We start from the raw sequence: 19,593 nt of genomic DNA, 5'->3' as shown, positions 1-19,593 counted from the left end.
TTACTCGGCGGTATGAGCGTCGGTGGTGCAGGCAGGTTTGCCGGCAGCATATTTAAGGCTGGGGTCAACCAGAGCATCGAAACGTTTGAGGGCTTCGGAGCCAATCAGTAACGGGTATTGGAAAGCGCTGCGGTCGGTCAGGTTCACTTCGATGCTGCGCAGGGCCGAGCCCATGCAGATGTCCAGTTCGATCACCGGGCGGGCGGTGTACTTCTTGCCTTCCTCCGGATCGTAGTCGCCGGCCCGGCGCTTGATCTTGCTGACACGGGCCAGCGGGCGTTCGATCGGGTGCGAATGGGCGGCGTCGATGGCCAGGTAAAAGCGCACCCACGACTCGCCGTTGCGTTTGAAACGTTTGATATCCCGTGCACTCAGGGATGCGGTTTTCGCCCCGGTGTCGAGTTTGGCCGCCACTTCCAGATCGATGCCATTGAGCGATGCGTACTCGTTAAGGCCATACACGGTCTTTTCCCCGGCCATTGCGAAGCCGGGCAGGCAAAGGAAAAAAAGGAAGGTGGGGTAGGGCTTGAGTCTCATAAATCCTGATGCGCAGCGGTCCGACTTGATTCAAGGCCCTGGCATCGCTGCGCAAGCTCCCTCGTATGCCTGTCAGGTTTTTATGACAGGCAGTGCAGATGTGACAAACAAATGCGGGCGGCATTCTAGCACGGTGGTTTGATGGCGCCAGCGCTGGCCGGTGGCTATAAATAGACCGGTTGCTTCGTGATGCTGCAACCGGTTATCAGAAGATTGTCGACAATATCGATTTATGCTTTGACTGTTACGCCAGTATTCGCTAGTTTTTGCGGCACTGGCTTACAAGGTGTCGACAATATGCTGGATCAACTCGATCCCCCGGTTTCTACGCAAGACGATACGGAGACGCTTTCCGAGAACGTCTTCCGACGCATTCAGGCGGCTATCGTCAAAGGCGATATCGCGCCGGGCAGCAAAATCTCCGAACCGGAACTGGCGCGCACCTATGGCATCAGCCGAGGCCCGTTGCGCGAGGCCATCCACCGTCTGGAAGGCCAGCGCCTGCTGGTTCGCGTGCCGCACGTCGGCGCACGGGTGGTGTCGCTCAATCACGCCGAATTGATCGAGCTGTACGAAATCCGCGAATCCCTGGAAGGGATGGCCTGTCGCCTGGCCGCCGAGCGCATGAGCCTCGAAGAAATCGACGAGCTGCGTCGAGTCCTGGAAACCCACGAGCGCGATGAGGCGTTTCAGGCAGGTCGGGGCTACTACCAGCAGGAAGGCGATTTCGACTTCCACTACCGAATCATCCAGGGCAGCGGCAACCGCACGCTGACCCAAATGCTCTGTGGCGAGCTGTATCAACTGGTGCGCATGTACCGCATCCAGTTTTCCACCACGCCCAATCGCCCGCACCAGGCGTTTGCCGAGCACCACCGAATTCTCGATGCCATCGCCGACCGTGACGGTGAACTGGCCGAGTTGTTGATGCGTCGTCACATCGGCGCCTCCAAACGCAACATCGCCCGTCATTACCAGGACGGCGCTAACCCGACAGCCAAACGAGGTGAGTCATGAGTTTGAACAAGAGCACTCCAGGCCAGCGTTTCCGCGATGCGGTCGCCAGCGAGCATCCATTGCAAGTGGTCGGCGCGATCAATGCCAACCATGCGCTGCTGGCCAAGCGCGCCGGTTTCAAGGCGATCTACCTGTCGGGTGGTGGGGTGGCTGCCGGCTCCCTGGGCGTGCCTGACCTGGGTATCACCGGTCTGGATGACGTGCTGACTGACGTGCGCCGTATTACCGACGTTTGCGACCTGCCGTTGCTGGTGGACGTGGACACCGGTTTCGGTTCCTCGGCGTTCAACGTCGCTCGCACCGTCAAGTCGATGATCAAGTTCGGCGCGGCAGCGATTCACATCGAAGACCAGGTTGGCGCCAAGCGTTGCGGTCACCGCCCTAACAAGGAGATCGTGACCCAGCAGGAAATGGTCGACCGCATCAAGGCTGCCGTCGATGCGCGTACCGATGACAGCTTCGTGATCATGGCCCGTACCGACGCCCTGGCGGTGGAAGGTCTGGAGTCTGCCCTGGATCGCGCCGCCGCGTGCATCGAGGCCGGCGCTGACATGGTGTTCCCGGAAGCCATCACTGAACTGGAAATGTACAAGCTGTTCGCCAATCGCGTGAAAGCACCGATCCTGGCCAACATCACCGAATTCGGCGCGACGCCGCTGTACACCACCGAGCAACTGGCCGCTGCCGACGTATCGCTGGTGCTGTACCCGCTGTCGGCGTTCCGTGCCATGAACAAGGCTGCAGAAAACGTCTACACCGCGATCCGTCGCGATGGCACACAACAGAACGTCATCGACACCATGCAGACCCGCATGGAGCTTTACGATCGCATCGACTACCACACCTTCGAGCAGAAGCTCGATGCGTTGTTCGCCGCGAAAAAATAATGAACACCGTGTACCTGTAGGAGCGAGCCCGCTCGCGATGGTCGCCAACGATAACGCGGGAAATCTGATGCCCCGCGGCGATTTGATGTTTATCGCGAGCAAGCTCGCTCCTACAGGCTAGTTTCCCTAAAAAATTCAAGAATTGGAGACAGCAATGGCCGAAGCAAAAATACTCAGTGGCGCCGGGCTCCGTGGCCAGGTAGCCGGGCAAACCGCACTGTCCACCGTGGGCCAGTCGGGTGCCGGTCTGACCTATCGTGGTTATGACGTACGTGAACTGGCGGCTGACGCACAGTTCGAAGAAGTTGCCTACCTGCTGCTGTACGGTGAACTGCCGAGCAAGGCGCAACTGGCAGCCTACGTTGCCAAACTGAGCAAGCTGCGCGACCTGCCGCAAGCGCTCAAAGAAGTGCTGGAACGCATCCCCGCCGACGCTCACCCGATGGACGTGATGCGCACTGGCTGCTCGTTCCTGGGCAACCTGGAGCCGGAGAACAACTTCTCCGAGCAACACGACAAGACCGACCGCCTGCTGGCCGCGTTCCCGGCGATCATGACCTACTGGTATCGCTTCAGCCACGAAGGCAAGCGCATCGATTGCGTGAGTGACGAGCAGTCCATCGGCGGCCACTTCCTGCACCTGCTGCACGGCAAGAAGCCGAGCGAGCTGCACGTCAAGGTGATGAACGTTTCGCTGATCCTCTACGCGGAGCATGAGTTCAACGCGTCGACCTTCACCGCACGGGTTTGCGCATCGACCCTGTCCGACCTGTATTCGTGCATCACCGCGGCCATTGGCTCGCTGCGCGGTCCGCTGCACGGCGGCGCCAACGAAGCGGCGATGGAAATGATCGAGCGTTTCTCGTCGCCGGAAGACGCGATCAAGGGCACCCTCGGCATGCTCGAGCGCAAGGACAAGATCATGGGCTTCGGCCACGCGATCTATAAGGACAACGATCCACGCAACGAGGTGATCAAGGGCTGGTCGAAGAAGCTCGCTGACGAAGTGGGTGACACGGTGTTGTTCCCGGTATCCGAAGCCATCGACAAGACCATGTGGGAGCAGAAGAAACTGTTCCCGAACGCCGACTTCTATCATGCCTCGGCTTACCACTTCATGGGCATCCCAACCAAGTTGTTCACACCGATCTTCGTCTGCTCGCGCCTGACCGGCTGGGCCGCCCATGTGTACGAACAACGTGCCAACAACCGCATCATCCGTCCAAGCGCCGAATACACCGGCGTTGAGCAGCGCAAGTTCGTACCAATCGAACAACGCTGAATGGTGGAGGCCGGCACCGGGATCTGAAATCAACGCAGATCCCTGTAGGAGCGAGCAAGCTCGCTCCTACAGTGGAATGCATTGGCTTCGAAACCAGTGCCAGGCCCCACCTTTTGTAACTACCGTGACCGAGTCCTGACGATGAACACACAATTCCGCAAACCGCTGCCCGGCAGCCACCTGGATTACTTCGATGTCCGCGCAGCGGTCGAGGCGATCCAGCCTGGCGCCTACGACACCCTGCCGTACACTTCCCGTGTGCTGGCGGAAAACCTTGTGCGTCGCTGCGACCCGGCCACGCTCACTGAATCCCTGAAGCAATTCATCGAGCGCAAGCGCGACCTCGACTTCCCGTGGTTCCCGGCCCGCGTGGTGTGCCACGACATTCTCGGCCAGACCGCGCTGGTCGACCTCGCCGGCCTGCGTGACGCCATCGCCTTGCAGGGCGGTGATCCAGCGCAAGTGAACCCGGTGGTACCGACCCAACTGATCGTCGACCACTCCCTGGCCGTCGAGCGCGGTGGCTTCGATCCGGAAGCGTTCGAGAAGAACCGCGCCATCGAAGACCGTCGCAACGAAGACCGTTTCCACTTCATCAACTGGACCAAGAAGGCGTTCAAGAACGTCGACGTGATCCCGCCGGGCAACGGCATCATGCACCAGATCAACCTGGAGAAAATGTCTCCGGTGATCCAGGTGCGTGACGGCGTGGCCTTCCCTGATACCTGCGTCGGCACCGACAGCCACACCCCTCACGTCGATGCGTTGGGCGTGATTGCCATCGGTGTCGGTGGCCTGGAAGCCGAAAGCGTAATGCTCGGCCGCGCATCGTGGATGCGTCTGCCGGAAAGCGTCGGCGTCGAGCTGACCGGCAAGCTGCAGCCGGGCATCACCGCCACCGACATGGTGCTGGCGCTGACCGAGTTCCTGCGCAAGCAAAAAGTGGTTGGCGCGTGGCTGGAATTCTTCGGTGAGGGTGCTGCGGCGCTGACCCTCGGCGACCGCGCGACCATCTCCAACATGGCCCCGGAATACGGCGCCACCGCGGCGATGTTCTACATCGATCAGCAGACTATCGACTACCTCAAACTCACCGGACGTGAAGACGAGCAGGTGCAGTTGGTCGAGAACTACGCCAAGACCACTGGTCTGTGGGCCGACAGCCTGAAAGGCGCGCAATACGAGCGCGGCCTGACGTTCGATCTGTCCTCGGTAGTGCGCAACATGGCTGGCCCGAGCAACCCGCACGCCCGAGTGGCGGTTTCGGATCTGGCCGCCAAAGGCATCTCCGGTCAGTGGGACGACGTACCGGGCCAAATGCCGGACGGCGCGGTGATCATCGCCGCCATTACCAGCTGCACCAACACCAGCAACCCGCGCAACGTGATCGCCGCCGGCCTGCTGGCGCGCAACGCCAACAAGCTCGGCCTGACCCGCAAGCCGTGGGTCAAGTCGTCCCTGGCACCGGGTTCCAAAACCGTGGCGCTGTACCTCGATGAAGCCGGTTTGACCGATGAGCTGGAACAGCTCGGTTTCGGCGTCGTGGCCTTCGCCTGCACCACCTGCAACGGCATGTCCGGCGCACTGGACCCGGTGATCCAGCAAGAGATCATCGACCGTGACCTGTACGCCACTGCTGTGTTGTCCGGTAACCGTAACTTCGACGGCCGGATTCACCCGTACGCCAAGCAGGCGTTCCTCGCATCGCCGCCATTGGTCGTTGCTTACGCCATTGCCGGTACCATCCGTTTCGACATCGAAAAAGATGTGCTGGGCGTGGTGGATGGCAAGGAAATCCGCCTGAAAGACATCTGGCCGAGCGACGAAGAAATCGACGCAGTGGTGAAAGCCTCGGTCAAACCTGAGCAGTTCCGTCAGGTCTACATCCCGATGTTCGCGATTCACGAAGACACAGGTCCCAAAGTCGCGCCGCTGTACGAGTGGCGCGAGATGAGCACCTACATCCGCCGCCCGCCTTACTGGGAAGGTGCGTTGGCCGGCGCCCGCCCGCTCAAGGGCATGCGCCCGCTGGCGGTGCTGCCGGACAACATCACCACCGATCACCTGTCGCCGTCCAACGCCATCATGCTCGACAGCGCCGCGGGCGAATACCTGGCGAAAATGGGCCTGCCGGAAGAGGACTTCAACTCCTACGCGACTCACCGTGGTGACCACCTGACCGCGCAGCGCGCGACCTTCGCCAACCCGAAACTGTTCAACGAAATGGTTCAGGAAAACGGCAAGGTCAAGCAGGGTTCGCTGGCCCGTGTCGAGCCGGAAGGCAAAGTGATGCGCATGTGGGAAGCCATCGAGACCTACATGGATCGCAAGCAGCCGCTGATCATCATCGCAGGTGCCGACTACGGTCAGGGTTCGTCCCGCGATTGGGCGGCCAAGGGCGTGCGCCTGGCGGGTGTGGAAGCGATTGCCGCCGAAGGTTTCGAGCGCATTCACCGCACCAACCTGGTGGGCATGGGCGTGTTGCCGCTGGAATTCAAGCCGGGCACCAACCGCCACACCCTGGCCATCGACGGCAGCGAAACCTACGACGTGATTGGCGACCGCACCCCGCGTGCCGAGCTGACCCTGGTGATCCATCGCAAGAATGGCGAGCGCGTCGATGTGCCGGTGACCTGCCGCCTCGACACTGCTGAAGAAGTGTCGATCTACGAAGCCGGTGGCGTGCTGCAACGCTTCGCCCAGGACTTCCTCGAAGAATCGGCGGTTGCTGTTTAACACACGCTTTGCAGACACGGGACTTTGAGTCCCGTGTCTGTTTTCAGATTAGGAGTAACGAGCACCATGGCTCATGCACCGCAGATCAAAATTCCAGCGACATACATGCGCGGCGGCACCAGCAAAGGCGTGTTTTTCAGCCTGAAGGATTTACCTGAAGCTGCACAGGTCCCGGGCCAGGCCCGCGACGCTTTGCTGCTGCGGGTGATTGGCAGCCCCGACCCGTACGACAAACAAATCGACGGCATGGGTGGCGCGACTTCCAGCACCAGCAAAACCGTGATCCTGTCGAAAAGCATCAAGGCCGATCACGATGTCGATTATCTGTTCGGTCAGGTGTCCATCGACAAGCCCTTCGTGGACTGGAGCGGCAACTGCGGCAACCTGTCGGCGGCGGTCGGTTCGTTCGCCGTCAGCAATGGCCTGGTGGACGCCAGCCGCATCCCGCACAACGGCGTGGCAGTGGTTCGCGTGTGGCAGGCCAACATTGGCAAGACCATCATCGCCCACGTGCCGATCACCAATGGTGAAGTACAGGAAACCGGCGATTTCGAACTCGACGGCGTGACCTTCCCGGCGGCCGAAGTGCAGATCGAGTTCCTCGATCCGGCGGCGGACGAAGAGGGCGGCGGCGGTTCGATGTTCCCTACCGGCAACCTGGTGGACGACCTGGAAGTGCCCGGCGTCGGCACTTTCAAGGCGACCATGATCAACGCCGGCATCCCGACGATTTTCGTCAATGCCGAAGACATCGGCTACAAGGGTACCGAGTTGCAGGGCGCGATCAACGGCGACCCGAAAGCCTTGCTGATGTTCGAAACCATCCGCGCTTACGGCGCATTGCGCATGGGCCTGATTTCGAATATTGACGAAGCGGCCAAGCGCCAGCACACGCCAAAAGTGGCCTTCGTCGCCAAACCGGCGGATTACGTATCGTCCAGTGGCAAAGCCATTGCGGCGGGTGATGTCGACCTGCTGGTGCGTGCGCTGTCCATGGGCAAATTGCACCACGCGATGATGGGTACTGCTGCGGTGGCAATCGGCACGGCGGCAGCGATCACCGGTACGCTGGTTAACCTCGCGGCAGGCGGTATCGAACGCAACGCGGTGCGTTTCGGCCACCCGTCCGGTACCTTGCGCGTCGGCGCCGAGGCCAGCCAGGTCAACGGTGAGTGGACCGTGAACAAGGCGATCATGAGCCGCAGTGCACGGGTGTTGATGGAAGGTTTTGTGCGGGTGCCGGGGGATTCTTTCTGACCCATACCCTATGTAGGAGCGAGCCTGCTCGCGATGGACCTGAGAGCACCACGGGGTGTCAGGCACCCAGCGTTATCGTTGACGACCATCGCGAGCAAGGCTCGCTCCTACAAGAGTGAATCGAACATGAGTGCCAACGTCGACCTGAACAACCGCCCCGACTACGACAAGGTCCTGCAGGACATTGCCGATTACGTCCTCAACTACAAGATCGAGTCAAAAGAGGCGCTGGATACTGCGCGCAACTGCCTGATCGATACCTTGGGTTGCGGCCTGCTGGCCTTGCGTTTTCCCGAGTGCACCAAGCATCTGGGGCCAGTGGTAGAAGGCACTGTCGTGCCGTTCGGCGCCCGGGTGCCGGGGACCAGTTACCGACTCGATCCTGTGAAGGCGGCGTGGGACATCGGCTGCATCGTGCGCTGGCTCGACTACAACGATACCTGGCTCGCTGCGGAGTGGGGGCATCCATCGGACAACCTCGGCGGTATTCTCGCGGTAGCCGACCATTTATCACAAAAGCACCTGGCTAATGGTGTGGCACCGCTGACCGTGCGTACAGTGCTTGAAGCGATGATCATGGCCCATGAGATTCAAGGCGTGATTGCCCTGGAAAACTCGTTCAACCGTGTCGGCCTCGATCACGTCATTCTGGTGAAAGTGGCCTCGACCGCAGTCACCGCCAAGCTGATGGGTGCCAATCGCGAGCAGTTGTTGTCGGCGTTGTCGCACGCCTTTGCTGACGGTCAGGCATTGCGCACCTATCGACATGCGCCGAATGCCGGTTCGCGTAAATCCTGGGCGGCGGGGGATGCGTCCAGTCGTGGCGTGCGTTTGGCGGACATGGCGATGCGCGGCGAAATGGGTATTCCCGGTGTATTGAGTGCCCGGCAGTGGGGGTTTTACGACGTATTGTTCAGCCACACCAACAATGATCTGGCGCTCAAGCCTGAAGACAAGCGTGTGTTCAGTTTCTCGCGACCGTACGGCAGTTATGTGATGGAAAACGTGTTGTTCAAGATCAGTTTTCCGGCCGAGTTCCATGCGCAAACGGCCTGTGAGGCGGCGGTAACCCTGCATCCACAGGTGCGCAATCGTCTGCACGAAATCGACCGGATCGTGATCACCACTCACGAGTCGGCGATTCGCATCATTTCCAAGGTCGGCCCGCTGGCCAATGCCGCTGATCGCGATCACTGCATCCAGTACATGACTGCAGTGCCGCTGGCCTTTGGCAATCTGGTTGCCGAGTATTACGAAGATGATTTCCACAAGGCGCATCCGATCATCGATGTGCTGCGCGACAAAATGGTGATAGTTGAGGAGCCGCGTTTCACCCGTGAGTATCTGGAGCCCGACAAGCGCTCCATTGCCAATGCGGTGCAGGTGTTTTTCAAGGACGGGTCGAGTACGGAAAACGTGGTGGTGGAATACCCGATTGGGCATCGTCGACGTCGGGTCGAAGGCATTCCGTTGCTGGAAGACAAGTTCAAGACGAACTTGCTGACGCGATTCACCGGACAGCGCAGCGGGGAGATTTTTGAGTTGTGCAAGGATCAGGCGAAGCTTGAGGCGACGCCGGTGAACCGGTTTGTGGATTTGTTTGTTATCTAGGAGACCGAGTTATCGTTCATCGCGGGCAAGCTCGCTCCCACAGGAGATCTGCGGTGAACACAAATCAACTGTGGGAGCGAGCTTGCTCGCGATGAGGGCCGAACAGGCAAAAAAGAACTACTTGAAACGCCGCTCCACACCTTTCTCCACGAGAATCTTCGCGGAGATTTCTTCTACGGAAAAGTGCGTGGAGTTGATGTTCGGAATGTTCTCGCGGCGGAACAGGTTTTCCACTTCGCGCACTTCGAACTCGCACTGGGCGTAGCTCGAATAGCGGCTGTTGGGCTTGCGCTCGTTGCGGATCGCGGTGAGGCGGTCCGGGTCGATGGTCAGGCCGAACAGCTTGTGCTGGTGGGCGCGCAGGGCAGACGGCAGTTGCAGGCGCTCCATGTCGTCTTCGGTCAGCGGGTAGTTGGCTGCGCGGATACCGAACTGCATCGCCATGTACAGGCACGTCGGCGTCTTACCACATCGCGACACGCCCACTAGTATCAGGTCGGCCTTGTCGTAATAGTGCGTGCGGGCGCCGTCGTCGTTGTCGAGGGCGAAGTTAACGGCCTCGATACGCTCCATGTAATTGGTGTTGGCGCCGATGGAGTGGGACTTGCCCACAGTGTAGGAAGAATGCTCGGTCAGTTCCTGTTCAAGCGGTGCCAGGAACGTCGAGAAAATGTCGATCATGAAACCATTCGAGGTTGCGAGAATCTCACGAATGTCCTGATTGACGATGGTGTCGAAGATAATCGGACGGAAGCCGTCGGTTTCGGCGGCTTTGTTGATTTGTTGTACCATGGCCCGCGCTTTGTCCACGTTGTCGATGTACGGCCGCGTGACTTTGCTGAAGGTAATGTTTTCGAACTGCGCCAGAAGGCTTTGACCCAGGGTTTCGGCGGTAATGCCGGTACCATCGGAGATAAAGAAAGCAGATCGTTTCATTTGCACCTTGGGCCTTAAGTGAGTGTCATGTATCACAAATGCGTTCCCTTTTGACGGCGCCTGTTGTCGCCATACTGCGTTGCCGCTCCTCGCCATAGCCAGCTATGACTCGTCGCGGCGCCTTGTCTGGCAACAACAGTCACTCGACAAAAGGAAACGCATTTGCGACACAGGACACTTGTGACGAATCTTGGATATGATAGGCGCGATTTGCCGGCCGCCATTGGCCCGCATTCTCACTTATTTTCCAGGTCCAGGCCATATAACCGGCAAATGCTCACTTAAGCAGCCGGTTTCTGAGCTTTTCCAACACAGTTAGTGGAGAGATCACCTTGGTAGAGTACGTAGTTTCCCTCGATAAGCTCGGCAAACACGATGTTGAGCATGTGGGGGGCAAGAACGCATCCCTGGGCGAGATGATCAGCAACCTTGCAGGTGCCGGTGTATCGGTGCCCGGCGGCTTCGCCACGACCGCTCAGGCTTATCGTGATTTCCTGGAACTGAGCGGCCTGAATCAGCAGATTCATGATGCGCTCGATGCCCTGGACGTCGATGACGTGAATGCGCTGGCCAAGACCGGTGCCCAGATCCGCCAATGGATCATGGAAGCCGAGTTCCCTGAAAAACTGAATGCCGAAATTCGTACCGCGTTCGCCACGCTGTCCGCCGGTAACCCTGACATGGCCGTGGCCGTGCGTTCTTCCGCCACTGCCGAAGACTTGCCCGACGCATCCTTTGCCGGTCAGCAGGAAACCTTCCTGAACATCCGTGGTGTCGAAAACGTCATTCGCGCCGCCAAAGAGGTGTTCGCCTCGCTGTTCAACGACCGTGCCATTTCCTATCGCGTGCACCAGGGCTTCGACCACAAGCTGGTTGCCCTGTCCGCTGGCGTGCAGCGCATGGTCCGTTCCGAAACCGGCACCGCCGGCGTGATGTTCACCCTCGATACCGAGTCGGGCTTCCGTGACGTGGTGTTCATCACCGGCGCCTACGGCCTGGGTGAAACCGTCGTACAAGGCGCGGTGAACCCGGATGAGTTCTACGTTCACAAAGGCACGCTGGCCGCGGGTCGCCCGGCGATCCTGCGCCGCAACCTGGGCAGCAAGGCCATCAAGATGATCTACGGCGACGAGGCCAAGGCCGGTCGTTCGGTCAAGACCGTCGACGTGGACAAGGCTGAGCGCGCACGTTTCTGCCTGACCGACGCGGAAGTCAGCGAACTGGCCAAGCAGGCGATGATCATCGAGAAGCACTACCAGTGCCCGATGGACATCGAGTGGGCCAAGGACGGTGACGACGGCAAGCTGTACATCGTGCAGGCCCGTCCGGAAACCGTGAAGAGCCGCACCCAGGCCAACGTCATGGAACGTTACCTGTTGAAAGAAACCGGCACCGTGCTGGTGGAAGGTCGCGCCATCGGCCAGCGCATCGGCGCCGGCAAGGTCCGCATCATCAAGGACGTGTCCGAGATGGACAAGGTCCAGCCAGGCGACGTACTGGTGTCCGACATGACCGACCCGGACTGGGAACCGGTCATGAAGCGCGCCAGCGCGATCGTCACCAACCGTGGCGGTCGTACCTGCCACGCGGCGATCATCGCCCGTGAGCTGGGTATTCCAGCGGTAGTAGGTTGCGGCAACGCCACCCAGCTGTTGAAAGATGGTCAGGGCGTGACCGTTTCCTGCGCTGAAGGCGACACCGGCTTCATCTTCGAAGGCGAACTGGGCTTCGACATCAAGAAGAACTCCGTGGACGCCATGCCGGAGCTGCCGTTCAAGATCATGATGAACGTCGGTAACCCGGACCGCGCTTTCGACTTCGCGCAGTTGCCGAACGCCGGTGTGGGCCTGGCCCGCCTGGAGTTCATCATCAACCGTATGATCGGCGTGCACCCCAAGGCACTGCTGAACTACGACGGCCTGCCGCTGGACATCAAGGAAAGCGTCGACAAGCGCATCGCCGGCTACAACGATCCGGTGGGTTTCTACGTCGAGAAACTGGTCGAAGGCATCAGCACCCTGGCGGCGGCGTTCTGGCCGAAAAAGGTCATCGTGCGTCTGTCGGACTTCAAGTCCAACGAATACGCCAACCTGATCGGCGGCAAGCTGTACGAGCCGGAAGAAGAGAACCCGATGTTGGGCTTCCGCGGTGCCTCGCGTTACATCAGCGAATCGTTCCGCGACTGCTTCGAGCTCGAATGCCGCGCCCTCAAGCGCGTGCGCAACGAGATGGGCCTGACCAACGTCGAAATCATGGTGCCGTTCGTCCGTACCCTGGGCGAAGCGAGCCAGGTGGTGGATCTGCTGGCGGAAAATGGTCTGGCTCGTGGCCAGAACGGCCTGCGCGTGATCATGATGTGCGAACTGCCGTCCAACGCCATCCTGGCTGAAGAGTTCCTCGAGTTCTTCGACGGTTTCTCCATCGGCTCCAACGACCTGACCCAGCTGACCCTGGGCCTGGACCGTGACTCCGGCATCATCGCCCACCTGTTCGACGAGCGTAATCCGGCGGTCAAGAAGCTGCTGGCCAATGCGATTGCCGCGTGCAACAAGGCCGGCAAATACATCGGTATCTGCGGTCAGGGTCCTTCGGACCACCCGGACCTGGCCAAGTGGCTGATGGAGCAGGGCATTGAAAGCGTTTCGTTGAACCCTGACTCCGTACTGGAAACCTGGTTCTTCCTGGCGGAAGGTCAAGCTTCGGCCTGATCCGGTGTAAACGGGCCGCTCTCTCTGTAGGAGCGAGCTTGCTCGCGAAAAAACTCAGGACACCGCGTTTATCCAGGATGAACGCGTTATCGTTGACGTCCATCGCGAGCAAGCTCGCTCCTACAGGGAGCGGTCTTTATGAGATTCAAGCAGGGCGGGCTCCATCTGGATGCCGCCCTTTTTTGTGCAAGAGATTATGCAAAGCAGCAGCAACCTATTTCCTGTCGCCCTGATCAGTGCCGAACGGCGCGGTGATCTGAGCGAAGATGTGTATCGTTTGAAACCCGGTAACAGTCCCGACTTCACCGTCGAATTGGCTGTGACACGCCTTGGCATGGCCGATGAGTCGTCCTCCCGTGGCGTGCCGGTGATCCTGCTGCACGGCAGCTTTTCCAATCGCCGGTTCTGGTTTTCTCCCAAAGGCCTGGGGCTGGGCGCTTATCTGGCCCGTCTGGGGTTCGATGTCTGGATTCCGGAAATGCGCGGTCACGGCCTGTCCCAGCGTAATCACGACTACCGCAAGAACCGTGTTGCCGACTACGCACGCTATGACCTGCCGGCCATTGGCGCATTCGTGCGCGAACAGAGTGGGCAGGTGCCACACTGGATCGGTCACTCACTGGGCGGTATTACACTGGCCGCAGCGTTGGGTGGCGAGTACATCGGTGAGCCGGTCGTGGCCTCGGCGGCGTTTTTCGGTACACAAGTCAGTCGAACCTACTGGCCATTGAAGATTCCGCCGGTGGAGTGGAGCGGTCGCTTCATTCTCAAGCGTTTTGCCCAGTTGTCCGGCTCAAGGCTCAAGCGCGGTCCGGAGGACGAGCCCATCGGCCTGGCCCTGGAAGGCATGCGCTGGTACGGTCTGTTCGGGCGCTTTGGCGATGCCGATAAAAACTGGTGGGCGGGTTTGGCTGAGGTCAAGTTGCCAGTGCTTGCCGTGAGCGCTGCGGGTGATCATCAGGATCCTGCGTGGGCGTGTCGCAAGCTGTTCGAGCAGTTCGGTTCCGAGCACAAGCAATTCATCAACCTGGGGCGCGAGCAGGGTTTCGGCGACAATTTCGGTCACGTGGAAATGCTCGTCAGCAAGGCAGCCCAGGCTGAAGTCTGGCCTTTGGTGACTCGCTGGTTGGCCGATCAGCAGACACCTTTGCCAGGAGCGCAACAGGATTTGGTCGCGGCAGTCCGAGCCTGACGCTCTAAGAAGGGCATTTCGCTCCGGTCGGCTTGCGGCTAAGATATGACGCATTGAGCTGTTCTGGTCACTTTCCGACATCCTCGATTGTCTTCCTCTTACAGGAGTTTCTCGATGAACCATTACATCACGCCTGACCTGTGCGACGCCTATCCGGAGCTGGTGCAGGTGCTGGAACCGATGTTCAGCAATTTCGGCGGCCGTGATTCCTTCGGCGGCGAAATCGTGACCATCAAATGCTTTGAAGACAACTCGCGGGTCAAGGAGCAGGTCGAGCTCAAGGGGAATGGCAAAGTGCTGGTGGTAGACGGTGGCGGTTCCCTGCGCCATGCGTTGCTCGGTGACATGCTGGCCGAGAAAGCCGCGAAAAACGGTTGGGAAGGGCTGGTAATCTACGGTTGCATCCGCGACGTCGATATCATCGCGCAGACCGATCTGGGCGTTCAGGCCCTCGCCAGCCACCCGAGGAAATCCGACAGGCGCGGGCTCGGCGATCTCAACGTTGTGGTGACGTTTGCCGGCGTGACGTTCCGTCCAGGCGAATACATTTATGCGGACAACAACGGCGTGATCATCTCGCCCAGCCCGCTGAAAATGCCTGAATAAAGCGCCGGTTGACCAAAGGAGTGCGGATGTTCGAGGAAGAAAACGCGCAATGGGGGCTGGTGCATGCCCTGGTGCTGGACGGTAAAGGCAGCGCGCGTTCGATTGCCCGGACTGAACTCGATGACTTGCAGCTGCAGGCCCATGAAAGCCTGTGGCTGCACTGGGATCGCAGTCATCCACAAACCCGGACTTGGTTGCGCAAATCCAGCGGTCTGAGCGAATTCAGCTGTGACCTGTTACTTGAAGAAAACACCCGTCCGCGACTTTTGCAGCTTTCGGACAGCGAACTGCTGCTATTTTTGCGCGGGGTCAATCTGAACCCTGGCGCCGAACCGGAAGACATGGTGTCGGTGCGGATTTTCGGCTCTGCCCAGCGTGTCATTTCCCTGCGTTTGCGTCCGTTGCGTGCCACTGACGAGTTGCTGGTGCAACTGTCCGAGGGCAAGGGGCCGAAAACTGCCTCCGAACTCATCCTTTGCATGGCGCAGTACCTCACCAACAAGGTGCAGGATCTGGTCAGCTGCCTCTCGGAAGTGGTCGATGAGGAAGAAGAAAAGCTGGATGCCGACGAACGGTATACTCCTGAGCACGGGGCGGTTCTGCAGATTCGTCGCCGGGCCGCTGCGTTGAAGCGCTTTCTGGCTCCGCAGCGGGACATTTTCGGGCAGTTGACGCGAATCAAGTTGCCCTGGTTCGTCGAGGATGACGGTGATTACTGGAACGAATTGAACAACAGCCTGACCCGCTACCTCGAAGAGCTCGAATTGACCCGGGAGCGGGTGGGACTGGTCCTTGAGGCTGAGGACCGTCGATTAAGCGTGCGCATGAACCGCACGATGTATCGATTCGGGATCATCACCGGGATCTTTTTGCCGATGAGTTTTCTGGCCGGGCTTTTGGGGATCAACGTCGGTGGAATTCCATTCTCTGCCAGCCCTTACGGCTTTCTGATCGCTTGCCTGATGATGGTCTCGGTGGCGCTGGGGCAGTGGTGGTTGTTCCGACGCTTGCGCTGGGTCTGAGGGAAACCATGTGACCCGACCAAAACTGACCGCGTCTCCCACAGACATCACGAGAGGTGCGTATGCACGATCCGTTTGAACAGTCTTTACGCGACATGCTCAATGCCTCACCGTCCACCCGGGACGACGATGCGTGCTTGGGGCGTGTGCTGAAAACCGCCAACCGCCAGGTCGGCGCAGGTGATCTGTTCAGCCTGCTGGGGCGCTGGTTGCCCGCACTGATGATCGCCCTGAATAATGGATCGGCCCATGTCGCGCCGGTATCCCGTCTTCGTAAACCTACTGCTCGCACTGCTGATAAGGCTGATTGAATATGGAACTTGATCTCTGGACTCAGAGCCTCGTCACTGCAATGACTGCGTTGTGGACCAAGGTTGCGAACTTCATTCCGAACCTGTTCGGCGCACTGGTTGTGCTGCTGTTGGGTTTTGTTGTGGCCAAACTGCTGGACACCTTGCTCTCGAAGTTGCTCGCCAAACTGGGCCTTGATCGCTTGATGGGTGGCACCGGCCTGACCAAATTGCTGTCCCGTGCAGGGTTGCAAGTTCCTATTTCGACGCTGATCGGCAAAATCGTCTATTGGTTCGTTCTGCTGATTTTTCTGGTTTCTGCCGCAGAATCCCTTGGCCTTGAGCGAGTTTCAGCTACGCTGGACATGCTTGCGTTGTATTTGCCGAAAGTGTTCGGTGCGGCGCTGGTGTTGCTGGTCGGTGTCTTGCTGGCGCAACTGGCCAACGGGCTGGTGCGCGGAGCGGCAGAAGGCGTGGGGCTGGACTATGCTTCAGGGCTTGGACGGATTGCCCAAGGCTTGGTGATCATCATCAGTATTTCTGTTGCGATCAGCCAGCTGGAGGTCAAGACTGACCTGCTGAATCATGTGATCGTGATTGTGTTGATAACCGTTGGTCTGGCAGTAGCGCTGGCCATGGGGTTGGGAAGCCGGGAAATTGCCGGCCAGATTCTTGCGGGAATCTACGTGCGTGAGCTGTACCAGGTTGGGCAACAAGTGCGTGTTGGCGAGGTCGAAGGCCAGATCGAAGAGATCGGCACGGTTAAAACCACATTGCTGACCGATGAGGGTGAGCTAGTCTCTCTTTCCAATCGGATCCTCCTTGAGCAGCATGTGAGTAGCCGCTAACCCGGCAAACCCTGCTAATGTATGCCGCCGCAAAATGCCTGCTCACGCTGGCTGCGGCGGACATTGACCTGACTGTCGGCCCGACTTGTTTTGAATAAAGCCCAATCGTTATCCATGCGCTACGACCCCCGCGAGCTCTCTGATGAGGAGTTGGTCGCGCGCTCGCATACCGAGCTGTTTCACGTAACACGCGCCTATGAAGAACTGATGCGGCGTTACCAGCGAACATTATTTAACGTGTGCGCACGATATCTAGGGAACGATCGCGACGCAGACGATGTCTGTCAGGAGGTCATGTTGAAGGTGCTGTATGGCCTGAAGAACTTCGAAGGTAAATCGAAGTTCAAGACGTGGCTATATAGCATCACGTACAACGAGTGCATCACACAGTATCGAAAGGAACGGCGAAAGCGTCGCTTGATGGACGCATTGAGTCTTGACCCCCTCGAGGAAGCGTCCGAAGAAAAGACGCCGAAACCTGAGGAAAAAGGCGGACTTGATCGCTGGTTGGTGTATGTGAATCCGATTGACCGTGAAATTCTGGTGCTACGATTTGTCGCAGAACTGGAGTTTCAGGAAATCGCAGACATCATGCATATGGGCTTGAGCGCAACAAAAATGCGGTACAAACGCGCTCTAGATAAATTGCGTGAGAAATTTGCAGGCATTGCTGAAACTTAGTTCAGCGCAAATATCTCTTACGTGTAGGCAAGTTCTGTTAGACTTGCCGCCGAGTTGTCCCCCGGTTTGCGGGACTGCTTCACAATCACCAGATGGGGATTTAACGGATGAAACTGAAAAACACCTTGGGCTTGGCCATTGGTTCTCTTATTGCCGCCACTTCCATCGGCGCTCTGGCACAGGGCCAAGGCGCAGTTGAAATCGAAGGCTACGCAAAGAAGCAATATTTCGATAGCGACCGTAACTTCAAGAACGACGGCATCCTGCCGGGTGGTTCGATCGGTTACTTCCTGACAGACGACGTAGAACTGCGTCTGGCCTACGACGAAGTGCACAACGCCCGTGCAAACGACGGCAAGAACGTTAAGGGCGCGAACACCGCTCTGGACGCTCTGTACCACTTCAACAACCCAGGCGACATGCTGCGTCCTTACGTCTCGGGCGGTTTCTCCGACCAGAGCATCGACCAGAACGGCTCGAACGGTCGTAACCGTTCCACCTTCGCCAACGTTGGCGGCGGTGCCAAGCTGTACTTCACTGACAACTTCTACGCCCGTGCTGGCGTTGAAGCTCAGTACAACATCGACCAGGGCAACACCGAGTGGGCTCCTAGCGTCGGTATCGGTGTGAACTTCGGCGGCGGCAGCAAGCCAGCTGCTGCTCCAGTTCCAGCTCCGGAAGTTTGCTCTGACAGCGACAACGATGGCGTTTGCGACAACGTTGACAAGTGCCCAGACACCCCAGCCAACGTAACTGTTGACGCTGACGGCTGCCCGGCAGTTGCTGAAGTTGTTCGTGTTGAGCTGGACGTGAAGTTCGACTTCGACAAGTCGGTAGTCAAGCCAAACAGCTACGGCGACATCAAGAACCTGGCTGACTTCATGAAGCAGTATCCATCCACCACCACTACTGTTGAAGGTCACACTGACTCCGTCGGTCCTGACGCTTACAACCAGAAACTGTCCGAGCGTCGTGCAAACGCCGTTAAACAAGTTCTGACCAACCAGTACGGTGTTGAATCGTCCCGCGTTCAGTCTGTTGGCTACGGCGAATCCCGCCCAGTTGCTGACAACAAAACTGACGCTGGTCGTGCAGTTAACCGTCGCGTAGAAGCGCAGGTTGAAGCTCAAGCTAAGTAATTAGCTCGCAGCTCTGAAAAGCCCGGCTCAGGCCGGGCTTTTCTTTGTCTGCAATTTGGTGAAACAGCTGAAACTACGCTGACTGATCTGCCGCCATCACAGGCAATTCACGCTCCCACAGCGATTGAGTTGCACAGGCTGCCACTGCACCGATCACCATTATGGCAGGGCTTTTCAGTTGGAATCTGTAGGCCGCTTCATCCATGTCTGTGAGAGTGCTCCGACATTCCCGTTGATGGGGCAAAGAGGCATTTTCAATCATGGCCACGGGCGTATCCGTCGCCATGCCGCCGGCCAATAGCTGCTCACGGATTTCACCGAGCTTGGCCACTCCCATGTAAATCACCAACGTCGTTCCACCTTGGGCCAATGCCTGCCAGTTCAATTGGCTGTCGTCCTGGGTGTGTGCAGTGACCAGCGTGACACCACGGGCTACACCGCGCAAAGTCAGCGGAATATCGCATTGCGTTGCCCCTGCCAGTCCGGCAGTGATGCCGTTGACCAACTCGGCTTCGACCCCACGCTCACGCAGCCACTGCGCCTCTTCACCACCGCGTCCGAAAATGCATGGATCGCCGCCCTTGAGTCGCGCTACGCATTTACCCTGACGGGCATAACGAAGCATCAGGCGATGGATGAACGCTTGCGGGGTAGAGCGGCAGCCGCCACGCTTGCCCACCGGAATGATCCGCGCCCCAGGGCAATGCTCGAGTACCGCGACATTGACCAGGTCATCGATCAGCACCACATCTGCCTCGCGCAAGGCACGTACCGCCTTCAACGTGAGCAACTCCGGATCACCCGGGCCCGCACCTACCAGCCAGACTTTTGCACTCATAGTGTT

The 19,593-nt window shown here is 58.9% G+C and carries 17 protein-coding genes; 14 read left to right on the top strand and 3 right to left on the bottom strand.

Annotated elements, in window-relative coordinates:
• On the bottom strand, positions 1-537 hold the full coding sequence (gene rloA / locus AC3WTM_RS09495; protein WP_102668988.1) for a retropepsin-like aspartic peptidase RloA: 537 nt from the start codon (positions 535-537) through the stop codon (positions 1-3).
• A gap of 297 nt (positions 538-834) precedes the next feature.
• Here rloA and AC3WTM_RS09490 point away from each other — a divergent pair, with 297 nt between their 5' ends.
• The 6 genes from AC3WTM_RS09490 to prpD all read left to right on the top strand — a co-directional run bounded on the left by AC3WTM_RS09490 (position 835) and on the right by prpD (position 9,327).
• The gene (locus tag AC3WTM_RS09490; RefSeq protein WP_008048579.1) at positions 835-1,554 is read left to right on the top strand and encodes a GntR family transcriptional regulator; all 720 of its coding nucleotides are present in this window, start codon (positions 835-837) and stop codon (positions 1,552-1,554) included.
• On the top strand, positions 1,551-2,441 hold the full coding sequence (gene prpB, locus AC3WTM_RS09485) for a methylisocitrate lyase (protein ID WP_008017616.1): 891 nt from the start codon (positions 1,551-1,553) through the stop codon (positions 2,439-2,441). The genes AC3WTM_RS09490 and prpB overlap by 4 nt, the downstream gene beginning before the upstream one ends.
• Positions 2,442-2,595: 154 nt before the next feature.
• Positions 2,596-3,723 carry a bifunctional 2-methylcitrate synthase/citrate synthase gene (prpC, locus tag AC3WTM_RS09480; RefSeq protein WP_102668987.1) on the top strand — a complete coding sequence of 376 codons (1,128 nt, stop codon included), beginning with the start codon at positions 2,596-2,598 and terminating at the stop codon, positions 3,721-3,723.
• Between the two features lie 141 nt (positions 3,724-3,864).
• A complete protein-coding gene (acnD, locus tag AC3WTM_RS09475) occupies positions 3,865-6,459 on the top strand; it encodes a Fe/S-dependent 2-methylisocitrate dehydratase AcnD (RefSeq protein WP_102668986.1) in 2,595 nt (864 codons plus the stop codon).
• A gap of 66 nt (positions 6,460-6,525) precedes the next feature.
• Complete coding sequence (prpF, locus tag AC3WTM_RS09470) at positions 6,526-7,716, top strand: 2-methylaconitate cis-trans isomerase PrpF (RefSeq protein ID WP_102668985.1); 1,191 nt, start codon at positions 6,526-6,528, stop codon at positions 7,714-7,716.
• A 126-nt stretch (positions 7,717-7,842) separates the two neighbouring features.
• On the top strand, positions 7,843-9,327 hold the full coding sequence (prpD, locus tag AC3WTM_RS09465) for a 2-methylcitrate dehydratase (protein ID WP_102668984.1): 1,485 nt from the start codon (positions 7,843-7,845) through the stop codon (positions 9,325-9,327).
• A 117-nt stretch (positions 9,328-9,444) separates the two neighbouring features.
• Here the strand turns inward: prpD and ppsR are convergent, their stop codons facing one another.
• Complete coding sequence (gene ppsR, locus AC3WTM_RS09460) at positions 9,445-10,263, bottom strand: posphoenolpyruvate synthetase regulatory kinase/phosphorylase PpsR (protein ID WP_008048584.1); 819 nt, start codon at positions 10,261-10,263, stop codon at positions 9,445-9,447.
• 332 nt (positions 10,264-10,595) lie between these two features.
• Between ppsR and ppsA the strand changes: the two genes are divergently transcribed.
• From ppsA to AC3WTM_RS09420, 8 genes are all read left to right on the top strand, one after another.
• Positions 10,596-12,971: a phosphoenolpyruvate synthase gene (ppsA, locus tag AC3WTM_RS09455; protein WP_007988920.1), complete on the top strand. Its 2,376-nt coding sequence runs from the start codon at positions 10,596-10,598 to the stop codon at positions 12,969-12,971.
• Between the two features lie 196 nt (positions 12,972-13,167).
• A complete protein-coding gene (locus AC3WTM_RS09450) occupies positions 13,168-14,163 on the top strand; it encodes an alpha/beta fold hydrolase (RefSeq protein WP_102668982.1) in 996 nt (331 codons plus the stop codon).
• A gap of 114 nt (positions 14,164-14,277) precedes the next feature.
• Positions 14,278-14,769 (top strand): ribonuclease E activity regulator RraA, encoded by a 492-nt coding sequence (gene rraA / locus AC3WTM_RS09445; RefSeq protein ID WP_008027412.1) that lies wholly within the window; start codon positions 14,278-14,280, stop codon positions 14,767-14,769.
• A gap of 26 nt (positions 14,770-14,795) precedes the next feature.
• Positions 14,796-15,791: a zinc transporter ZntB gene (locus AC3WTM_RS09440; protein WP_102668981.1), complete on the top strand. Its 996-nt coding sequence runs from the start codon at positions 14,796-14,798 to the stop codon at positions 15,789-15,791.
• A 62-nt stretch (positions 15,792-15,853) separates the two neighbouring features.
• Positions 15,854-16,102, top strand: a complete 249-nt coding sequence (locus AC3WTM_RS09435; protein ID WP_008017601.1) for a hypothetical protein — start codon at positions 15,854-15,856, stop codon at positions 16,100-16,102.
• A 2-nt stretch (positions 16,103-16,104) separates the two neighbouring features.
• A complete protein-coding gene (locus AC3WTM_RS09430) occupies positions 16,105-16,929 on the top strand; it encodes a mechanosensitive ion channel family protein (protein WP_008048604.1) in 825 nt (274 codons plus the stop codon).
• 90 nt (positions 16,930-17,019) lie between these two features.
• Positions 17,020-17,610: an RNA polymerase sigma factor SigX gene (gene sigX / locus AC3WTM_RS09425; protein WP_015096065.1), complete on the top strand. Its 591-nt coding sequence runs from the start codon at positions 17,020-17,022 to the stop codon at positions 17,608-17,610.
• Between the two features lie 107 nt (positions 17,611-17,717).
• Entirely contained in the window at positions 17,718-18,749 is a 1,032-nt protein-coding gene (locus AC3WTM_RS09420; RefSeq protein ID WP_102668980.1) for an OmpA family protein, read from the top strand.
• Positions 18,750-18,822: 73 nt separating this feature from the next.
• Here AC3WTM_RS09420 and cobA read toward each other — a convergent pair whose 3' ends face one another.
• Complete coding sequence (gene cobA, locus AC3WTM_RS09415) at positions 18,823-19,587, bottom strand: uroporphyrinogen-III C-methyltransferase (RefSeq protein WP_102668979.1); 765 nt, start codon at positions 19,585-19,587, stop codon at positions 18,823-18,825.
• Positions 19,588-19,593: the final 6 nt, after the last annotated feature.

The organism is Pseudomonas sp. EU05-FHT14B02, assembly GCF_058791055.1.
This window is presented reverse-complemented; position numbering and strand designations above follow the sequence as displayed.

What these genes read in the sequence shown, in the direction of transcription:
- rloA (WP_102668988.1), bottom strand. Translation starts at nt 537, where the DNA reads ATGAGACTCAAGCCCTACCCCACCTTCCTTTTTTTCCTTTGCCTGCCC.
- prpB (WP_008017616.1), top strand. Translation starts at nt 1,551, where the DNA reads ATGAGTTTGAACAAGAGCACTCCAGGCCAGCGTTTCCGCGATGCGGTC.
- AC3WTM_RS09490 (WP_008048579.1), top strand. Translation starts at nt 835, where the DNA reads ATGCTGGATCAACTCGATCCCCCGGTTTCTACGCAAGACGATACGGAG.
- rraA (WP_008027412.1), top strand. Translation starts at nt 14,278, where the DNA reads ATGAACCATTACATCACGCCTGACCTGTGCGACGCCTATCCGGAGCTG.
- acnD (WP_102668986.1), top strand. Translation starts at nt 3,865, where the DNA reads ATGAACACACAATTCCGCAAACCGCTGCCCGGCAGCCACCTGGATTAC.
- AC3WTM_RS09440 (WP_102668981.1), top strand. Translation starts at nt 14,796, where the DNA reads ATGTTCGAGGAAGAAAACGCGCAATGGGGGCTGGTGCATGCCCTGGTG.
- AC3WTM_RS09435 (WP_008017601.1), top strand. Translation starts at nt 15,854, where the DNA reads ATGCACGATCCGTTTGAACAGTCTTTACGCGACATGCTCAATGCCTCA.
- AC3WTM_RS09430 (WP_008048604.1), top strand. Translation starts at nt 16,105, where the DNA reads ATGGAACTTGATCTCTGGACTCAGAGCCTCGTCACTGCAATGACTGCG.
- ppsR (WP_008048584.1), bottom strand. Translation starts at nt 10,263, where the DNA reads ATGAAACGATCTGCTTTCTTTATCTCCGATGGTACCGGCATTACCGCC.
- prpD (WP_102668984.1), top strand. Translation starts at nt 7,843, where the DNA reads ATGAGTGCCAACGTCGACCTGAACAACCGCCCCGACTACGACAAGGTC.
- prpF (WP_102668985.1), top strand. Translation starts at nt 6,526, where the DNA reads ATGGCTCATGCACCGCAGATCAAAATTCCAGCGACATACATGCGCGGC.
- cobA (WP_102668979.1), bottom strand. Translation starts at nt 19,587, where the DNA reads ATGAGTGCAAAAGTCTGGCTGGTAGGTGCGGGCCCGGGTGATCCGGAG.
- AC3WTM_RS09450 (WP_102668982.1), top strand. Translation starts at nt 13,168, where the DNA reads ATGCAAAGCAGCAGCAACCTATTTCCTGTCGCCCTGATCAGTGCCGAA.
- prpC (WP_102668987.1), top strand. Translation starts at nt 2,596, where the DNA reads ATGGCCGAAGCAAAAATACTCAGTGGCGCCGGGCTCCGTGGCCAGGTA.
- AC3WTM_RS09420 (WP_102668980.1), top strand. Translation starts at nt 17,718, where the DNA reads ATGAAACTGAAAAACACCTTGGGCTTGGCCATTGGTTCTCTTATTGCC.